An 18028-nucleotide genomic window follows, 5' to 3' on the forward strand; every position below is an offset into this window, starting at 1 on the left:
GTGACAGCGCCTGCCGCAGGATGCATGGAGCTGCGCAACATGGCGTCCCTCAGAGCAGCACGATCGTGGCCAGGCCCAGGAAGCTCATGAAGCCCATGACGTCGGTGAGCGTGGTCAGGATCACACTGCCGGCCAGCGCCGGGTCGAAGCCCATGCGCTTGAGCGCCAGCGGCACCGCCACGCCGCCGGCCGCGGCGGTCAGCAGGTTCAGCGTCAGCGCGGTGCCGATCACCAGCGACAGGCCGGGCTGGCGGAACCACACCAGCACGATCAGCCCCAGCATCGTGCCCAGGCCCAGCCCGTTGATCAGCGCCACGCCCAGTTCCTTGCGCAGCAGCACATAGACGTTGGAGGCGCCGATCTGTCCCAGCGCCAGGCCGCGCACCATCAGCGCCAGCACCTGGGTGCCGGCGTTGCCGCCCATGCCGGCCACGATCGGCATCAGCGCGGCCAGCGCGACGATCTTGGCGATGGTGCCCTCGAACTGGCTGACCACCGAGGAGGCGATGAAGGCGGTGCCCAGATTGATCGCCAGCCACAGCATGCGCCGGCGGAAGGCGCGCCGGATCGGCGAGAACAGGTCCTCGTCCTCGTCCAGGCCGGCCGCGCTCATGGCCTGGTGCTCGGCCTGGTCGCGGATGATGTCCACCACGTCGTCGATGGTGATGCGGCCCATCAGGATGTTGTTGTCGTCCACCACCGGCGCCGACACCCAGTCGTGGTCGGAGAACTTGCGCGCGACTTCCTCCGAGCGCTCCTCCACGTCGATGGCCGGCTGCTCGTCGTCGATCAGGCGGTTGATCGGCGTGGACGGCTCGTGGGTGACCAGCGCGGCCAGCGGCACGCGGCCCAGGTACTGGTGCTTCTTGCTGACCACGAACAGGTAGTCGGTGTGGTCGGGCAGTTCGCCGCGCAGGCGCAGGTAGCGCAGCACCACCTCGATGTTGACGTCGGCCCGCACCGTGACCACGTCGGGATTCATCAAGCGGCCGGCGCTGTCCTCGGGGTAGGACAGCACCTGCTCCAGGCGCTCGCGGTTCTCGCGGTCCATCGACTTGAGGACCTCGTCGATGACCGTGTCGGGCAGGTCCTCGACCAGGTCGGCCAGGTCGTCGATGTCCAGGTCCTCGACCGCCGCGACGATCTCGTCGGGGTCCATCTCGGCCAGCAGGCTTTCGCGCACCTCCTCGCCGACGTGGACCAGCACCTCGCCGTCGTCCTCCGGATCGACCAGGCCCCAGACCACCTCGCGCTTGCCCGGTGGCAGCGACTCGAGCAGGTTGCCGATCTCGGCGGGGGAGAGCGTGTTGACCAGGCGCCGCACCGGCCCCAGGCGACCGCTGTCCAGCGCATCGGAAAGCAGGCGCAACTGGCGTGCGGTCTTGTCGTGGCGGACGGCTTCTGCCATGCGCATGGCCCCCTGTGCGGTCGGTGGAAGCACCGCCTCGCCGATGGACGATGCGCTGCAGGTCAGGTGTTCATCGGGGCATTATCGCTTTTAAGCCATGAGCGCGTGAAGAGCATGGAGGCGTGGGCGAAGCACCGGCCTGTCCTCATCCCTCCTTGTTCGCTCCTGCCTTGGCGAGCCAGCGCTCGATGCCGCTGCGGTCGCGCGCCTTGAGCAGGGCCGGGGCGGCCTTGAGCAGCGCGCCGCGGTCATGGGCGCGGATGGTGCGGCGCAGTTCGAGCATGTGCGAGGGATGCAGGCTGAAATGCTCCAGCCCCAGGGCCAGCAGGATCGGGGCCATCGCCGGATCGCCGGCGACCTCGCCGCAGACCGCGACCTGCTTGCCGTGGCGGCGGCCGGCGCGCAGCACGCCGTCGAGCAGGTGCAGCAGGGCCGGGCGCAGCGGCGAGTACAGCTCGCCCAGCGCCTCGTTGTTGCGGTCGGCCGCCAGCAGGTACTGCACCAGGTCGTTGGTGCCGACGGAGAGGAAATCGACCAGGTCGATGAAGTGTTCGACGCAGATCGCCGCCGACGGGACCTCGATCATCGCCCCGAGCTGCACCTGCGCGGCGATCTCGTGGCCCTCCTTGAGCAGCTGCGCGGCCAGACGCTTGAGGCGCTTGCGCACGTCGAGCAGCTCCTCGCGGATGGCCACCATCGGCACCAGCACCCGCACCGGTCCATAGCCGGACGCGCGCAGGATCGCGCGCAGCTGGGTGTCGAACACCTCGCCGTGCGCGCGCGAGAGGCGCACGCCGCGCAGGCCCAGCGCCGGGTTGGCTTCGCCGCGCAGGGCCAGGCCGGTGCGGTCGGCCTTGTCCGCGCCCAGGTCCAGGGTGCGGATGGTCACCGGCCGCCCGCTCATGCCCAGCACCACGTCGCGATAGGCGTGGAACTGCTCTTCCTCGCCGGGCAGCTCGGCGCGCTGCAGGAACAGGAACTCGGTGCGGTACAGCCCGATCCCGGCCGCGCCCAGCGCATGCGCCTGGGCCACGTCCTCGCGCGATTCGGCATTGGCCTGCAGGGCGATGTCCACGCCATCGCGGGTGCGCGTGGGCTTGCTGCGCAGGCGGCCGAGTTCGCGCTGCTCGCGCTTGAGGTCCTTCAGGCGCTGGCGGAACCCGCGCAGGTCCGCGGCGGAGGGTTCGACCACCACCTCGCCGGTCTCGCCATCGACGATCAGCGCATCGCCGTCGTTGATCTTGGACAGCGCCACGCTGCAGCCCACCACCAGCGGCATGTGCAGGCTGCGCGCCAGGATCGCGCTATGCGAGAGCGGGCTGCCGGTGGAGGTGACCACCGCGACCACGCCCTGGGCCTGCAGCTGCGCCAGTTCGGAGGGGGCCACCGTATCGCTGACCAGGATCTCGCCGGCCAGGCCTTCCGGATCGATGGCGCGGCTGTGCAGGTGGGCATGGATGCGGCCGATCACATGGTCCAGATCGTCCATGCGGCTCTTCAGGTAGGCATCGTCCATGTCGCGGAACACCGCCGCCAGGCGGTCGCGCTGCAGGCGCAGCGCGTAGTCGGCGCCGTAGCGGCCCTTGCGGATCAGGTCGTCCAGGCCCTGCAGCAGCTCAGGGTCGTCCAGCAGCAGGGCGTGCAGGTCCAGGAACTCGCCGACCTCGCGCGCCAGCGCGCCGTGCAGGCGCGTGCGCAGCTCGCGCATCTCCGCCCGCGCCGCGTCGATCGCGCCGTGCAGGCGGGCCAGTTCCTCATCGACATCGCGCGCACGGATGCGCTGTTCGGCCACGTCCAGCGCGTGCGGCAGGCGCACGCGTGCGCGACCCAGGGCACTGCCGCGCGAAGCCCCATGGCCCGGCAGCAGTTTCCTCATCAGGTGTCCTCGTCGAAGCGCCGTTCGAACAGGTCGACGATGGCCTGCATGCACGCGGCCTCGTCCTCGCCGTCGGTGCGCACGGTGACCTGCGTGCCCTTGCCGGCGGCCAGCAGCATCACGCCCATGATGCTCTTGGCGTTGACCTGGCGGCCCTTGGCGGCCAGGGTCACGTGGCTGCGGAAGGGCGACACGGCCTGGACCAGCTTGGCGGTGGCCCGCGCATGCAGCCCCAGGGCGTTGGAGACGGTGAGTTCGCGCTCAAGCATCGTCGAGGATGGCTCCATTTCGTGAGCCGGCCGCCGCGGTGGCCGGGAGTTCGTCCAGTCCCTGTTCCGGATAGTTCATCACCCGCAGCAGCATCGGCAGGCTCAGCGCGGACACGCGCCGCACCGGCGTGCCCAGGCGCGCCACGCGCGCGGCCAGGTTGCTGGGCGAGCCGCCGTAGACGTCGGTCAGCACCAGCACGCCTTCGCCGCCATCCACCCGCCGCAGCGCGGCCGAGGCCTGCGGCAGCAGCGCGTCCAGGTCCGCGTCGAAGGGGACTTCGAACGCCTCGGCCTTCAGCGGCAGGTTGCGCAGCATGCCGCCGGCCACCGCCAGGAGCGAGGGGCCGATGCCGGGATGGGTGATGAGCAGGACGCCACAGGTCATGGTGACAACATTAACAGGCTGATGCGGCGCGCATCGACCTGCCGCGACGGTTTTCTTCGTCCCGCCACGCGCTGTCGCAGGCGCTGCCCCGCGCGCGGCGCGTCAGTCCAGCTCGCGATGGAAGGTGGCGACCTGGTCCCAGCCCTGGGTGCGGGCGTGTTCGGCCAGCCGCTCGGTGAGGTAGACCGAGCGGTGCTTGCCGCCGGTGCAGCCGAAGGCCACGGTCACGTAGCTGCGGGTTTCCCCGCGCAGCCGCGGCAGCCAGGTGTCGAGGAACTCGCTGACCTGCTGGACGTAGCGCCGCACGTCGTCCTGCGCGTCCAGATACTCGCGTACCGGCCCATCGCGGCCGGTCAGCGGGCGCAGCTCGGGCTGCCAGTGCGGATTGGGCAGCACCCGCGCGTCGAACACGAAGTCCGCATCGGCCGGCACGCCACGGCGGTAGGCGAAGGATTCGAACAGCAGCGAGGGCGCGTCGCGACTGTCGAAGGCGAACTCGCCGACCACGCGTCGGCGCAGCTGGTGCACGTTGAGCTGGCTGGTGTCGATGACCAGGTCCGCTTCCAGCCGCAGCGGCTGGGTGACCTGGCGCTCGCGCGCGATCGCCTCGGGCAGCGACAGGCCGGTATGGCTCAGCGGATGGCGCCGGCGCGTGTCCGAGTAGCGGCGCAGCAGCACCGCGTCCTCCGAATCGAAGAACACCAGCTTGGCGTCCAGCCCCAGCCGTCCCACCGCCGCACGCCACAGCGACAGCCTGGACAGGTCGCTGTGGCGGTTGCGCACGTCGATGCCCACGGCGACCTTCTGCGGCAGCACGTCCTCGCGCATCAGGCTGCGGATGAAGTCCGGCAGCAGCTCGATGGGCAGATTGTCCACGCAGTAGTAGTCCAGGTCCTCCAGCGTCTTGAGCGCCACCGACTTGCCCGAGCCGGACAGGCCGCTGACGATCAGCACGAACGGCGCCGCGCTCGCCTCGGCGGGCTGGCCGCCCTCGTTGTTCGAGGCCTCGCTCATGGCGTGCTGCGTTCCAGCAGGTTGCTGTGGCGGGCGATGAACATCGCCGCCGGGTCGATGCCCTTGGTGCGCAGGATGTGCAGGCGCGTGGCCGCCTCGGTCAGCACCGCCAGGTTGCGGCCGGGCATCACCGGCAGGGTGATCAGCGGCACATCCAGATCCAGCACGTGGCGCGTGCCCGAGTCGCCGGTCAGGCGGTCGTAGCCGTGCACGCCGGGCTCGGTCATCGGCCGGGTCAGGTGCACGATCAGGCGCAGGTACTTGTTCTTCTTCACCGAGGTGTCGCCGAACATGTCGCGCACGTTGAGCACGCCCAGCCCGCGCACCTCCAGCAGGTCCTGCAGCAGCTCCGGGCAGGTGCCGTCGAGCACGTCGGGGGCGATCTGGGTGAACTCGGGCGCATCGTCGGCCACCAGGCGGTGGCCGCGGGTGAGCAGTTCCAGCGCCAGCTCGCTCTTGCCCGAGCCGGCCTCGCCGGTGATCAGCACGCCGATGGAGTAGATCTCCATGAACACGCCGTGCAGCGTCACCCGCGGCGCCAGCGTGCGCGCCAGGTGGTAGGACAGGAAGTTGAGCAGCTCATGGCCGCGGCGCGGGGACACCCACAGCGGGGTCTCGGTTTCCTCGGCGGTGGCGCGCAGGTCCTCGGGGCAGGACTGGTTCTTGCTGATCACCAGCGCCAGGGGACGGTCGGCCATCATCTTCTCGATGGTCTCCCAGCGCCGGCGCGAATCCAGCCCGTCCAACCAGGTCAGTTCCTCGGTGCCCAGGATCTGCACCTTGTTGGGATAGATCGCATTGAGGTAGCCGGCCAGCGAGGGCCGGCGCTTGACCTTGCCGGCGGTGTCGATCTGGCGCTTGCCGCCGGCGCGCCCGGCGATCCAGCGCAGGCCCAGCTTGTCCTTCATCTGATCGAACAGCTCGCTGGCGGTGATGCTGGAATTCATGGCGTCGGGGAAAGCGGCATCGAAGCCCGATGATACGACGTGCCGGTGACACATCCACGCGCGCTGCCGCCCGGCGCGGCGCCATAACGCGGACGGCGGCCGAAGGGCCGCCGTCTGGTGAGGATGCATCGTGGCCGGGACAGGCTCAGTCGGCGTTCTCGCCGCGGCCGCGCTGGCGGTCGATCTGCTTGCGCTTGTGCTTGAGCACCAGCCGGTCCAGCTTGTCGGCCAGGATGTCGATCGCGGCGTACATGGTCTCCGCGCCGGCATCGGCGTGCAGGGTACGGCCGGAGAAGTTGATCGTGGCCTCGGCCACGTAGTCGGGCTTGGAGAACCCCAGTTGCGTGCGGCATTCGAGCGGCTGGTCGAAATGTCGTTCAAGGCGCTTGAGTTTCGTCTCGACGTAGTCACGCAGTGCCGGGGTGACTTCCATCGACTGGCCGTAGGTCTCGATTCGCATCGCATTGTCTCCTGCAGTGGTTGTTGCGTCGGTTGTTGGGACAAACCGGGCGGGTGTGGGGTTCCTTGCTGCTCCTCTCGCTGGCGGGGTTGGGTTCAAGTTCGCACCGGACGTTCCGGTGTTCAAGCTGGCAGGTGGCAGGTGAACCCGCCGCCAACCGGGTGGGCTATCCCATGCGCACGCGTTCGTGCGAGGACAGGATGTCCATGGCCTCACGATACTTGGCCACCGTGCGCCTGGCCACCGGCACGCCTGACGATTTCAACAGGTCGGCCAGCTTGGCGTCGGACAGCGGCTTGCGCGGGTTCTCGGTCTCGATCAGCTTGCGGATCATCGACTGGATGGCGGTGCTGGACGCCTCGCCGCCGCCCTCGGTGCTCACGCCCGAGGCGAAGAACGCGCGCAGGGGCAGGGTGCCGCGCGGGGTGCGCACGTACTTGCGGGCGATGGCGCGCGAGACGGTGGATTCGTGCAGGCCGACCTCGCTGGCGACCTCGCGCAGGGTCAGCGGACGCAGCGCGGCCTCGCCGAACTCCAGGAAGCCGGCCTGCTGGTGGATCAGGCAGCGGGTGACCTTGAGCAGGGTGTCGCCGCGCGCCTCCAGGCTCTTGAGCAGCCAGCGCGCCTCCTGCAGGTGGCCACGCAGGTAGCCGGCGTCGGATTCGCTGCACTGGCGGATCATCGATTCGTAGCCGCGGTGGATGGCCACCCGCGGCAGGTGCTGGCTGGCCAGGGCGGCGCGCCAGACGCCCTTGTGGCGCCAGACCACGCAGTCCGGCACCACATAGGTGTCCTGGCTGAGTTCGCCGATCTGCACCCCGGGCTTGGGATCGAGCGAGCGCAGCAGCGCCACGGCGTCCTCCACCTCGGCCTGGGAGCGCTTGAGCTCGCTGGCCAGCCCGGCCACCCCGCTGCGCGGCAGCTTCTCCAGCAGGGGCCCCTGGGCGATGGTCAGCGCCAGGGCGCGGCCGGGCGTGTCGGCCGGCAGCACGTCCAGCTGCAGGCACAGGCACTCGCCCAGCGAGCGTGCGCCGACCCCGACCGGATCGAAGCGCTGCAGCTGGCACAGCACGGCCTGGATCTCGTCCTCGCCGGCCACGACCTCAGGCCGCAGGGTCTGGGCGATCTCCGACAGGGCCGTGCGCAGGTAGCCGTCGTCGTCGATGGCGTCGATCACCGCCACGCCGATACGCCGGTCGCGCAGGGACAGCTGCGAGAGGTGCAGCTGCCACAGCAGGTGGTCCTGCAGGCTGTCGGTCTTGGCCACCCGTTCGGCCGCGCTGCCGGGATTGTCGTCGTCGTCGAACGAACCGCCCGAACCGCCGCCGCCCTCGTTGCTCCAGGGGTTCTCGTCGGCCTGCCAGTCCTCGCGCTCGGACTGGCGCTCGTCCGGCGGCTCGTCGGCCGGGGCCTGGTCGGCGTGGTCGGTGCCGGCGGCCTGCGGATCGGGGCCGTCCTCGGCCCAGTCCAGCAGGGGATTGGTCTCGACCGCCTCGGCGATCTCGGCTTCCAGTTCGGCCGCGGACATCTGCAACAGACGGATCGCCTGACGCAGCTGCGGCGTCATGACCAGTTGCTGGCCCAGCGATGTCTGGAGGCGTGGCTTCATTCCCGAACCGTAAGGTAGAGCGGACCGAACGCCTGTCGCGCCCGCCACGGTCGCATCACAGCCGGAAGGTCTCCCCCAGGTAGACGCGACGGACGTCCGCGTTGGCCAGCAGTTCGTCCGGAGCCCCCTGCGCCAGCACGCTGCCTTCGGCGAGGATATACGCCCGGTCGCAGATTCCCAAGGTTTCGCGGACGTTGTGGTCGGTGATCAGCACGCCGATCCCGCGGTCCTTCAGATGGGTGATGATGCGCTGGATCTCGCCCACGGAAATCGGATCGACGCCGGCGAAGGGCTCGTCCAGCAGCATCAGGCGCGGCTTGGCCGCCAGGGCGCGGGCGATCTCCACGCGCCGGCGTTCGCCGCCGGACAGGCTGGCGCCGTACTGGTCGGCGACATGGCTGACCTGCAGCTCGTCGAGCAGCGAGGCCAGTTCGCGTTCGGCGCCGTCGCCGTCCAGGTCCTCGCGCAGCTCCAGCACCAGGCGGATGTTGTCGGCCACGGTCAGCTTGCGGAACACCGAGGGTTCCTGCGGCAGGTAGCCCACGCCCAGCTTGGCGCGGCGGTACATCGGCTCGCCGGTGATGTCCTGGCCGTCCAGGACGATGCTGCCGGCATCGGCCGAAACCAGCCCCACGATCATGTAGAAGCAGGTCGTCTTGCCGGCGCCGTTCGGGCCGAGCAGGCCGACCACCTCGCCCTGCTCGAGGGTCAGGCCGAATTCGCGCACCACCTCGCGCTGCTTGTAGCGCTTGCGCAGTCCCTGGGCCGACAGCATTACTTGGTCCCCGGCTTGGCCGGCGCGGGCGCGGCACCGGCGGCGGGGGCCTTGTTCTTGGGCTGGATCACGGTGCGCACGCGGTTGCCGTCGCCGCCGCTCTGCATGTTGCCGGTCACCGTGTTGTAGACCATCTTCTCGCCCGCGTTGGTGCCCCGGGGCGAGGTGATCTTGTAGTTGCCGGTCAGGGTGACGGTGTTGTTGAGCACGTCGTAGTCGATGCGGTCGGCGGTGGCGTCGATCGGCGTGCCGTCGTCGTTGATCTGCTTCATGCGCGCCTGCTTGCCGGTGAAGATGCCGCGCGAGATCTCGCCGTCCTTGCGGAAGATCTGGCCGTTGTCGGCGTGCACTTCCAGCGTGCCCTGGATGATCACCACGTTGCCCGACAGATTGGTCACGCCGTCGTCGGCGAAGGTGCCGTCGCTGCTGGCCGATTCGATGCTCATCGGCTCGTTGCGGTCGGACTTCTTGGCCACGGCGCCCCCCGCCACAGCCAGCAGGCAGGCGGCCGCCAGTGCGGCCAGGCCGGTCTTATTGCGCGGATTTGGGGACATAGCGGGATTTCACCTTGGACTTGAACTTGTATTGTTGGGTCTGCGTGTTGATTTCGAAACCCGTGCCCTGCAGGGTGCTTCCGGGCTGGGTCAGGGTGACCGGCTGGTCGGTGCTGGCCACGTGCTGGTCGGGGAAGACGTCCAGCCGGCTGGTGGCGAAGGTCGAGCGCGTGGCCGCCTCGGGCGGGCTGTTGCCGAGCACATCGCCGGTCAGGACGGCCTTTTCGCCCTTGGCGGCCACCCAGGCGGTCTTGCTGCGCAGCTCCCAGTGCTGCCCGTTCTTGTCGGGCATCAGGAACAGCGGGGTGGTGATGCTGAAGGTCTCATCGCTGGCGGTGCGGTGCATCTCCGGGGCGCGCAGGGTCACGCCCTCGGTGCCGTCCTTGTTGAGGGTGACCATCTCGAAGTCGTGCATGATGTAGTCCGACTGCGCGGCCGGGCCGCTGCCGTGCGGCTTCTTGCGGTTGTCCCAGGCCGACCAGCCGAACAGCAGCAGGGCGATCAGCAGCGCCAGCCCCAGCCCCGAGCGCCAGTTCACGCCGCACCTTCCTGCAGCAGGCGCTCCACGTGGCCCTGGGCGGCGAGCACCAGGTCGCAGGCCTGACGCGCGGCGCCCTGGCCGCCGCCGGCGGTGGTCCTCCAGTGGGCGAGCGGCGCCACCCAGGGGTGCGCGTTGGCCGGCGCCACCGCCAGCCCGACCTGGCGCAGCGTGGTCAGGTCGGCCAGGTCATCGCCCATGAACAGCACCTGCTCCAGCGCCAGGCCGCGTTCGACGCACAGCCGCTCGACCAGGCCCAGCTTGTCCTTGACGCCCTGGTGGACGCCGATGCCCAGCTCGCGCGCGCGGTGCTCGACCACCTGGCCGCTGCGCGCCGTGACCAGCACCACCTCGACGCCATGGCGTCGCAGCAGCACCAGGCCCAGTCCGTCCTGCACGTTGAAGGTCTTGCCCTCACGGCCCTCGGCATCCAGGAACAGCCCGCCGTCGGTCAGCGTGCCGTCGACGTCGAAGCAGGCCAGGCGCACGCGCGCGGCGCGCTGCAGCAGGGCGTCGGTGACGGCGGGCAGGTGGGCATGGGCGGTCAAGGGGGGCGGTCCTTCATGAATAGGCGGGCGGCGTGGCTCTTACACCACGCGCGCGCGCAACAGGTCGTGAACATTGAGCGCGCCGATCACGCGCTGGTCGGCGTCGACCACGATCAGGCCGCTGCCGATGTTGCGCGTTTCCAGCAGGCGGGCGGCCTCGGTCGCCAGCGCCTGCGGCCCGATGGTGACCGGATGCCGGGTCATCAGGCGGGCGATCGGGGTGGTATGGATGTCCAGCCCGGCATTGTCCAGCGCGCGGCGCAGGTCGCCGTCGGTGAAGATGCCGCGCAGTACGCCCTGCGCATCGACCACCGCGGTCATGCCCAGCCGCTTGCGGCTCATCTCCACCAGCGCCTGGGCCAGGGTGGCGTCCTGGTCCACCACCGGCACGTCATCGCCGGTGTGCATGACATCGCTGATGTGCACCAGCAGGCGCCGGCCCAGGCTGCCGGCCGGATGCGACCGGGCGAAATCCTCGGAGGTGAAGCCGCGCGCCTCCAGCAGCGCCACGGCCAGCGCGTCGCCCATGGCCAGGGTGGCGGTGGTGCTGGAGGTCGGCGCCAGGTGCAGCGGGCAGGCCTCGGCCGGGACGCTGACGTCCAGGTGCAGGTCGGCCTGGCGGGCCAGGGTCGAGGCCGGGCGTCCGGTCATGGCGATCACCAGATTGCCCTGGCGGCGCAGCACCGGCAGCAGCATCAGGATCTCGTCGGATTCGCCCGAGTAGGAGATGGCCAGGACGATGTCGGCGTCGGTGATCATGCCCAGGTCGCCGTGGCCGGCCTCGCCCGGATGGACGAAGAAGGCTGGGGTGCCGGTGGAGGCCAGGGTCGCGGCGATCTTGCGCGCGATATGCCCGGACTTGCCCATGCCCATGGCCACCACGCGCCCGGCGCCGGCCAGCACCAGCCGGCAGGCGGCCGAGAACGGGCCGTCGATGCGCTGGGCCAGGGCGGTCAGCGCGTCGGCCTCGATCTGCACCGCGCGGCGGCCACTGGCGGCCAGGGCGGCATCGTCGACGGGAACGCTGTGCTGCGCGGTGGAAGGCATCGGCGGCGATGGCCTGGGCTTAGAATGGTCGGCCATTTTAGGAGGAAAGGCCGTTGGACGCCGAAACCATCCGTGAACTCATCCAGGCGGGCCTGCCCGGCGCCCAGGCGCGCGTGGAGGGCGATGACGGCGTGCATTTCGAGGCCACCGTGGTCTGCGAGGCGTTCAAGGGCAAGCTGCCGCTGGCGCGTCACCGCATGGTCTACGCCACCCTGGGCGACCTGATGGGCGGCGCGATCCACGCCCTGCAACTGAAGACCGTCACTCCCGACGAAGCCGCCTGAGGCGGCGCCGCTCCCTTTTCGGAAACTCCCAGCTCCATGCAGAAGATCATCGTCACCGGTGGCGCGCCGCTCAACGGCGAAGTCACCATCTCCGGCGCCAAGAACGCCGTGCTGCCCATCCTGTGCGCCACCCTGCTGGCCGATGCGCCGGTGGAGATCACCAACGTCCCCAACCTGCACGATGTGGCCACCACGGTGAAGCTGCTCGGCGGCATCGGCGCCGGGGTCGAGATCGATGAGGGCGGCGATGGCGCGGGGCGCCGCATCACCATCGACCCGACCACGGTGGACCGCTTCGTCGCCCCCTACGAGCTGGTGCGCACCATGCGCGCCTCGATCCTGGTGCTGGGCCCGCTGGTGGCCCGCCACGGCGCGGCGGTGGTCTCGCTGCCGGGCGGCTGCGCCATCGGCTCGCGCCCGGTCGACCAGCACATCAAGGGCCTGCAGGCGCTCGGCGCGCACATCACCGTCGAGAACGGCTACATCAAGGCGCGCGCCGCGCGGCTGAAGGGCACGCGCTTCGTGTTCGACATGGTCACCGTCACCGGCACCGAGAACGTCATGGCCGCCGCCACGCTGGCCGAGGGCACCACGGTGCTGGAGAACGCGGCGATGGAGCCGGAGGTCACCGACCTGGCCGACTGCCTCAATGCGCTGGGCGCGCGGATCGAAGGCGCGGGCACGTCGCGCATCGTCATCCACGGCGTCGAGCGCCTCGGCGGCGGCCGCCATGCGGTGGTGCCGGACCGCATCGAGACCGGCACCTTCCTGGTGGCCGCCGCGATGACCGGCGGGAAGATCACCGCGCGCAGTGCGCGTCCGGACACGCTGGAGGCGGTGCTGGACAAGCTCACCGAGGCTGGCGCGCACATCGAGACCACCGCCGACACCATCACCCTGGACATGCAGGGCAAGCGGCCCAGGGCGGTCGATTTGACCACCGCGCCGTACCCGGCGTTTCCCACCGACATGCAGGCGCAGTTCATGGCGCTCAACTGCGTGGCCGAGGGCGTGGGCGTGATCAACGAGACGATCTTCGAAAACCGCTTCATGCACGTCAACGAGCTGCTGCGCCTGGGCGCGGACATCCGCGTGGAAGGCCACACCGCCATCGTGCGCGGCGCCAGCCAGCTGTCCGGCGCGCCGGTGATGGCCACCGACCTGCGCGCCTCGGCCTCGCTGATCCTGGCCGGGCTGGTGGCCAGCGGCGAGACCACCATCGACCGCATCTACCACCTGGACCGCGGCTACGAGAACATCGAGGGCAAGCTCGGCGGACTGGGCGCGACCATCAGGCGCGCGTCATGACGGTCATCAAGCGCCGCACCGGAACGCCGCTGTTCTCACGTCGCCGCCGTGCGCTGTTGACGCTGGTGGCGATCGCGCTGCTGGCCGTGGCGTGGATGGGCTGGATCGGCGCCGCCGGCCTGAGCGGCATCTCCAGCAAGGACATGGACTGGGATGGCAACGGCCAGGTCACCGGTGAGGAGATCGCCCAGTCCTACTACGCGGTCATCGCGGAGAAGACCACCGAAGGCAACCGCAGCTGCACCACGTACAAGTGGCGCAGCAGCGGCACGCAGATCCGCGTCGAATGCCGCACCGAGCTGCATCCGGCCGAAGCGGGCGAGGCGAAGAAGTAGGTCGCGTGCGGCGGCATCGCGCAGATGCCGCCGGCTTGATTCAGTCCAAAAAGGTGTGGGAGCCGCCATCGCGGCGAGGGGCTTCACTGGAAGAGCCCATCGCCGCCATGGCGGCTCCCACCGGGATTCGCGAGGAACCGCGTCGCGGATCAGTTGAACGAGGTCAGGGTCAGATCGTAGGAATCCTGGCCGTTCTCCCGCTGCAGCATGCGCGCCGGAACCGGCATGTCCGGCACCACCCACACGATCATCTGCTTCTTGCCCTCGGTCTGGCTGACCTTGGTCGCGGTGACCTGCTTGCCGGCGATGGTGATGGTGTCCTTGCCGGTGACCTGATAGCTCATCGGCGTGGCCTTGCCGTTCTCCAGCATGCGGTAGTTGAGCGTCTGCTTGCCGGCATGCACGTCGCGCACGATGGCCAGGTTCACCAGCAGCGCGTCCATGTCGCCGGCCTGCAGCGGCACCGGGCCGCGGCGGTTTTCCTTGATGTCGCCGCTCCAGGTGGCCTGTTTGCTGGACCAGTCGTAGGCGGTCTTCACCTGCTTGCTCTTGACCAGTACCAGGGAGGCGTCGCTGGAGGACAGCGGGCGGAACTGGCCATCCTTCTCCTCGAAGGTGGTGGACTGGGTCAGGTTGACCAGCTGGTTGCGCACGTTCAGGTCGTACTTCCACTTGCCGGCGCCCTGCGCGGCCAGGGTCATCTGGCCGTTGCCCTGCATGCCCATGGCGCTGGCCTGATAGGTGGCGTTGAACGGCTGCAGGGCCAGGGCGGGCGCCGCGGCCAGGGCGAGCACGGCGATGGCGGCCAGCGCCTTGAGCGGGCGGATCGGGTTGGATGTCATGTCATTGCACTCCCTGGTAATCGGTGAGGCGCAGGTCGATGGCGTCCTCGCCATCGTCGCGTTGCAGCATGCGCACGGGGGTGGGCACGCCGGAGGCGACCCAGAAGATCTGCTCGCGGTCGCCGCCGTTGGTGCGGGCCACGCGCATGGCGTCGTAGCTGAGCTCGCCGACCTGGACGATCTCGGTCTGCGCCGCGACCGCGTACTGATACTGGCGCGCGCGGCCGTTGTCGACCACGCGGTAGTCCAGCGCCGCGCCCGGCCTGGCGTCGCGCATGATCGCCAGGTCCAGCAGCAGCGAGCTCATGTCGCCCGGCTTCAGCGCCACCGGCGCGCGGCGGTCCTTGTCGACCTTGCCTTCCCACTGCGCGGTGTTGCTGCGCCAGTCGTAGCTGCCGGTCTGCTGCTTGTCGCCGAACACCGCCTTGCGCACCGTGCTCTGGCTCAGCGGCCGCAGCAGGATGCCCGAGCCGGTGTCGGTGACGTCGAACACGGTGCTCTGCTGGATGTTGAGGCGCAGCAGGCTGGCCACGCCGCGCTCGCCGCGGATCTCCAGGTCCAGCCGCCACTGGTTGCCGTCTTTGTGCACCACCTGCAGGGTGGCGTCGCCGGCGCGCTTGCCCTTGTACCAGGCTTCGTAGGTGGCGGTGAACGGCGCCAGCGTCCACGGCTGGACCGCGTCCGGCGCGGCGCTCTCGGCGGTCTGGGGCGGGGGAGGCGTGGCGGGGGCCTGCTGGGCCTGGGTTGCGGGCACGGCACAGGCGAGCAGCAGGATGCCGGTCAGCAGGATGGTCTTCACGGGGTCGGGTCGGGGTCGGGCATGCGCCGTTTGAGGGAATCTAGTGTCAGCGGCGTAAATCGCGGCTGACCATCGACGAAGGTCGTGCCATCACGTTCAGACAGGCGCCCGGCGACGGCGAGCCGCAGCACCGCAGGGAGGAGCCGGTGTTCGAGCGCGAGCACGCGTGCGGCCAGGGTGTCGGGCGTGTCGTCGGGTGCGACGGGCAGGGACGCCTGCGCGACCAGGCTGCCCGCGTCGAGCTCGGGGATGACGAAATGGACGCTGCAGCCATGCTCGGCATCGCCGGCGGCCAGCGCCGCGGCATGGGTGTGCAGGCCGCGGTGGCGCGGCAGCAGGGAGGGGTGGATGTTGAGCATGCGCCCGGCGAAGCGCGCGATCAGCGCCGCGCCGAGGATGCGCATGTAGCCGGCGCACACGATCCAGTCCGCGCCCGAGGCGGCCAGGGCGTCGCCCAGCGCCTGCTCATAGGCCTGGCGGCTTTCGAAGCTGGACGGCCGGGCCGACCAGCGCAGTTCCGGCGCAACGCGCGCCAGCGCGCCCGCCTGCGGGCGGTCCGAGAACACCCCGACCAGGCGCGCGTCCAGGCGGCCGTCGGCGATCGCGTCGAGGATTGCCTGCAGGTTGCTGCCGCGCCCGGAGGCCAGCACCGCGATGCGGGGCAGGATCATCTGGGGCACCCGAAACGGGGGCAAGGCGAGCCGTCGCAGGCCGTCAGCCGATGTGCACGCGCTCGCCCGCGCCGGCGGTCACCACCTGGCCGATGCGCCAGTGGCCGATGCCGGCCTGGTCCAGGCTGGCTTCCAGCGCCGCGGCACGGGAAGCCTCGGCGATCAGCACGAAGCCGATGCCGCAGTTGAAGGTGCGCCACATCTCCGCGTCGGCCACCGCGCCGGCCTGCTGCAGCCACTGGAACAGCGGCGGCAGCGGCCAGGCGCTCGCATCGATGTCCAGGCCCAGGCCGTCTGGCACCACGCGGATGATGTTCTCGGTCAGGCCGCCGCCGGTGATGTGGGCCATGGCGTGGATCGGCTTGCCGGCGCCTGCGCCATGGGTGCGCAGCAGTTCGAGCACCGGCTTGACGTACAGCGTGGTCGGCGCCATCAGCGCATCGATCAGCGGCACGCCGCCGATGTCCAGCTCGGCCGGCCGGCCAGCGCGATCGTAGATGCGGCGGATCAGCGAATAGCCGTTGGAATGCGCGCCGGAGGAGGCCAGGCCGATCAGCACATCGCCTTCGCCCACCGCGCTGCCGTCGAGCATCTCGGCCTTCTCGACCGCGCCGACGGTGAAGCCGGCCAGGTCGTACTCGCCCGGGGCATACATGTCGGGCATCTCGGCGGTCTCGCCACCGATCAGCGCGCAGCCGGACAACTCGCAGCCCTTGGCGATGCCGCCGACCACGGCCACGGTGGTGTCCACGTCCAGCTTGCCGGTGGCGAAGTAGTCCAGGAAGAACAGCGGCTCGGCGCCCTGCACCAGCACGTCGTTGACGCACATGCCGACCAGGTCGATGCCGATGGTGTCGTGGCGGCCCAGCTCCTGGGCCAGCTTGAGCTTGGTGCCGACGCCGTCGGTGCCCGAGACCAGCACCGGCTCGCGGTACTTGCCGGATAGGTCGAACAGGGCGCCGAAGCCGCCCAGGCCGCCCATCACCTCGGGCCGGAAGCTGCGCTTGACCAGCGGCTTGATCCGTTCGACCACGGCGTTGCCGGCGTCGATGTCCACCCCCGCGTCGCGGTAGGTCATGGGCGTGGCGGGCGGGTTGGGCTGGGTCACAAGGCGGGCCGGAAGCTGAGGGAGGCGGGGCGCATTTTAAGGGAAGTGCGTCCCTCGGCGTGCGCGACGTGAACGGGGCGTGCTGGCGGTGACGGGCGGTTCGGGCAACAATCCGCACGATTCGCCGTTGACTCTAGGACGCTCGATGCGCCGTTTGCACGCCCTGGCCGCTGCCGCCGCCCTTCTCCTTTTCTGCGCGCTTCCCGCCGCCGCGCAGGACGGGCTGCGCACCGAGGGCGACGTCGCCAAGGCCCAAGGCCTGTACGAGGCCGAGGTGACGGTGCCCAGCCAGAGCGAGGGCGACCGCAACGGCGGCCTGGCGCGCGCGCTCGGGCAGGTGCTGGGCAAGGTCAGCGGCGACCGCAATGCCGCCGCCCGTCCGGGCGTGGCGGCCGAGCTGCGCAACGCCAGGAATTACCTGGACAGCTACGACTACCGCCAGGACCAGGGCACCTCGGCCACCGGCGCGCCGAGCTTCCGCACCACGCTGATCGCCCGCTTCGACCCGCAGAAGGTCGACGTGCTGGCCAGTGTGCTGGGCCTGCCGGTCTGGCCACAGCCGCGCGCCAAGCCGGTGCTGTGGCTGGCCATCGACGACGGTTCGGGCCCGCGCCTGGTCGGCGTGCAGCAGTCCGGCGCGGCGCGCTCGGTGCTGGACCGCGCCGTGGACCGCGGCTACCGCCTGGGCCTGCCGCAGGGCACCGCGGCCGAGGCCGCGCTGGCCGCGGCGATCTGGCGCGGCGACACGGCGGCGGTGGCCAGCGCCTCGGCCCGCTACGCCCCGCCGATGCAGCTGATCGGCAAGCTCTACCGCGGCAAGTCCGGCTGGGTCGCCGAGTGGACCTTCGTGGACGGCGGCAAGGTGCTGGCGACCTCGTCCAGCGACAACGCCGACGCCCGCCAGGCCATGGCCACCGGCGCCGACGTGGCCGCCGATGCGCTGGTCAAGCGCTACGCCAAGCAGGCCGTGGGCGGCCAGCCGGGCACCTACCGGATCCTCGTCAGCGGCATCCGCAGCGCCGAGGACTACGTGCGCCTGTCGGCGGCGCTGCAGCAGACCGCCGTGGTGCGCCGGATCGCGCCGGTGCGCGCGCAGGGCGACGTGCTGGAACTGGACCTGGACCTGCTCAGCGGCGTGGACGGGCTGCAGCGCATGCTCGGCCAGGACGGGCCGCTGGTCGGTGGCGACGGCGATCCCCCGCAGTTCTACCTCAAGTGATGCGGATCCGGACGGCCAGGAGGGCGCGCACA

The 18028-nt window shown here is 70.4% G+C and carries 20 protein-coding genes and 1 pseudogene; 4 read left to right on the forward strand and 17 right to left on the reverse strand.

Annotated elements, in window-relative coordinates; genetic code table 11:
• Window positions 1-49: 49 nt before the first annotated feature.
• The 13 genes from mgtE to LAJ50_RS07725 all read right to left on the reverse strand — a co-directional run bounded on the left by mgtE (window position 50) and on the right by LAJ50_RS07725 (window position 11430).
• Window positions 50-1408: a magnesium transporter gene (mgtE, locus tag LAJ50_RS07665; protein WP_138652715.1), complete on the reverse strand. Its 1359-nt coding sequence runs from the start codon at window positions 1406-1408 to the stop codon at window positions 50-52.
• Window positions 1409-1553: 145 nt separating this feature from the next.
• Window positions 1554-3284 carry a phosphoenolpyruvate--protein phosphotransferase gene (gene ptsP / locus LAJ50_RS07670; protein WP_130551838.1) on the reverse strand — a complete coding sequence of 577 codons (1731 nt, stop codon included), beginning with the start codon at window positions 3282-3284 and terminating at the stop codon, window positions 1554-1556.
• The gene (locus LAJ50_RS07675) at window positions 3284-3553 is read right to left on the reverse strand and encodes an HPr family phosphocarrier protein (RefSeq protein WP_130551839.1); all 270 of its coding nucleotides are present in this window, start codon (window positions 3551-3553) and stop codon (window positions 3284-3286) included. Before LAJ50_RS07675 ends, ptsP begins: the two co-directional genes overlap by 1 nt.
• Complete coding sequence (locus LAJ50_RS07680) at window positions 3546-3938, reverse strand: PTS fructose IIA subunit family protein (RefSeq protein WP_130521004.1); 393 nt, start codon at window positions 3936-3938, stop codon at window positions 3546-3548. The genes LAJ50_RS07675 and LAJ50_RS07680 overlap by 8 nt, the downstream gene beginning before the upstream one ends.
• A gap of 102 nt (window positions 3939-4040) precedes the next feature.
• On the reverse strand, window positions 4041-4952 hold the full coding sequence (gene rapZ / locus LAJ50_RS07685; RefSeq protein WP_130551840.1) for an RNase adapter RapZ: 912 nt from the start codon (window positions 4950-4952) through the stop codon (window positions 4041-4043).
• Complete coding sequence (gene hprK / locus LAJ50_RS07690) at window positions 4949-5899, reverse strand: HPr(Ser) kinase/phosphatase (RefSeq protein ID WP_130551841.1); 951 nt, start codon at window positions 5897-5899, stop codon at window positions 4949-4951. Before hprK ends, rapZ begins: the two co-directional genes overlap by 4 nt.
• A 145-nt stretch (window positions 5900-6044) precedes the next feature.
• Window positions 6045-6359: a ribosome-associated translation inhibitor RaiA gene (gene raiA / locus LAJ50_RS07695; protein WP_130520998.1), complete on the reverse strand. Its 315-nt coding sequence runs from the start codon at window positions 6357-6359 to the stop codon at window positions 6045-6047.
• Between the two features lie 166 nt (window positions 6360-6525).
• On the reverse strand, window positions 6526-7968 hold the full coding sequence (locus LAJ50_RS07700) for an RNA polymerase factor sigma-54 (protein ID WP_138652717.1): 1443 nt from the start codon (window positions 7966-7968) through the stop codon (window positions 6526-6528).
• 55 nt (window positions 7969-8023) lie between these two features.
• Window positions 8024-8743: an LPS export ABC transporter ATP-binding protein gene (lptB, locus tag LAJ50_RS07705; RefSeq protein ID WP_130551843.1), complete on the reverse strand. Its 720-nt coding sequence runs from the start codon at window positions 8741-8743 to the stop codon at window positions 8024-8026.
• Window positions 8743-9297: a lipopolysaccharide transport periplasmic protein LptA gene (lptA, locus tag LAJ50_RS07710; RefSeq protein ID WP_138652719.1), complete on the reverse strand. Its 555-nt coding sequence runs from the start codon at window positions 9295-9297 to the stop codon at window positions 8743-8745. Before lptA ends, lptB begins: the two co-directional genes overlap by 1 nt.
• Complete coding sequence (gene lptC, locus LAJ50_RS07715) at window positions 9275-9835, reverse strand: LPS export ABC transporter periplasmic protein LptC (RefSeq protein WP_138652721.1); 561 nt, start codon at window positions 9833-9835, stop codon at window positions 9275-9277. The genes lptA and lptC overlap by 23 nt, the downstream gene beginning before the upstream one ends.
• Window positions 9832-10383 (reverse strand): HAD hydrolase family protein, encoded by a 552-nt coding sequence (locus LAJ50_RS07720; RefSeq protein WP_138652723.1) that lies wholly within the window; start codon window positions 10381-10383, stop codon window positions 9832-9834. Before LAJ50_RS07720 ends, lptC begins: the two co-directional genes overlap by 4 nt.
• Window positions 10384-10422: 39 nt before the next feature.
• On the reverse strand, window positions 10423-11430 hold the full coding sequence (locus LAJ50_RS07725; RefSeq protein WP_130551847.1) for a KpsF/GutQ family sugar-phosphate isomerase: 1008 nt from the start codon (window positions 11428-11430) through the stop codon (window positions 10423-10425).
• A 53-nt stretch (window positions 11431-11483) separates the two neighbouring features.
• On the opposite strand from LAJ50_RS07725, the gene LAJ50_RS07730 reads away from it, so the two are divergent.
• From LAJ50_RS07730 to LAJ50_RS07740, 3 genes are read left to right on the forward strand one after another with little or no spacing between them, the layout of a single operon-like run.
• The gene (locus tag LAJ50_RS07730) at window positions 11484-11714 is read left to right on the forward strand and encodes a BolA family protein (RefSeq protein WP_138652725.1); all 231 of its coding nucleotides are present in this window, start codon (window positions 11484-11486) and stop codon (window positions 11712-11714) included.
• A gap of 36 nt (window positions 11715-11750) precedes the next feature.
• Window positions 11751-13022, forward strand: a complete 1272-nt coding sequence (murA, locus tag LAJ50_RS07735) for a UDP-N-acetylglucosamine 1-carboxyvinyltransferase (protein ID WP_138652727.1) — start codon at window positions 11751-11753, stop codon at window positions 13020-13022.
• On the forward strand, window positions 13019-13357 hold the full coding sequence (locus tag LAJ50_RS07740; protein ID WP_130551850.1) for a hypothetical protein: 339 nt from the start codon (window positions 13019-13021) through the stop codon (window positions 13355-13357). Before murA ends, LAJ50_RS07740 begins: the two co-directional genes overlap by 4 nt.
• Window positions 13358-13506: 149 nt before the next feature.
• On the opposite strand, the gene LAJ50_RS07745 is transcribed toward LAJ50_RS07740, so the two are convergent.
• The 4 genes from LAJ50_RS07745 to purM are packed head-to-tail and all read right to left on the reverse strand — an operon-like array spanning window position 13507 to window position 16747.
• Window positions 13507-14199, reverse strand: coding sequence for a DUF3108 domain-containing protein (locus LAJ50_RS07745; RefSeq protein WP_130551851.1), 693 nt, complete (start codon window positions 14197-14199; stop codon window positions 13507-13509).
• A gap of 1 nt (window position 14200) precedes the next feature.
• Window positions 14201-14998: a DUF3108 domain-containing protein gene (locus tag LAJ50_RS07750; protein ID WP_138652729.1), complete on the reverse strand. Its 798-nt coding sequence runs from the start codon at window positions 14996-14998 to the stop codon at window positions 14201-14203.
• On the reverse strand, window positions 14995-15669 hold the full coding sequence (purN, locus tag LAJ50_RS07755) for a phosphoribosylglycinamide formyltransferase (RefSeq protein WP_138652731.1): 675 nt from the start codon (window positions 15667-15669) through the stop codon (window positions 14995-14997). The genes LAJ50_RS07750 and purN overlap by 4 nt, the downstream gene beginning before the upstream one ends.
• Window positions 15670-15712: 43 nt before the next feature.
• Window positions 15713-16747 carry a phosphoribosylformylglycinamidine cyclo-ligase gene (gene purM, locus LAJ50_RS07760; RefSeq protein WP_138652797.1) on the reverse strand — a complete coding sequence of 345 codons (1035 nt, stop codon included), beginning with the start codon at window positions 16745-16747 and terminating at the stop codon, window positions 15713-15715.
• Window positions 16748-16922: 175 nt separating this feature from the next.
• Between purM and LAJ50_RS07765 the strand changes: the two are divergent.
• A pseudogene (locus LAJ50_RS07765) lies at window positions 16923-17957 on the forward strand (DUF2066 domain-containing protein); the annotation flags it as partial.
• Window positions 17958-18028 lie beyond the last annotated feature (71 nt).

The organism is Pseudoxanthomonas sp. X-1 (assembly GCF_020042665.1).
GTDB classification, from domain to species: Bacteria; Pseudomonadota; Gammaproteobacteria; order Xanthomonadales; family Xanthomonadaceae; genus Pseudoxanthomonas_A; species Pseudoxanthomonas_A spadix_A.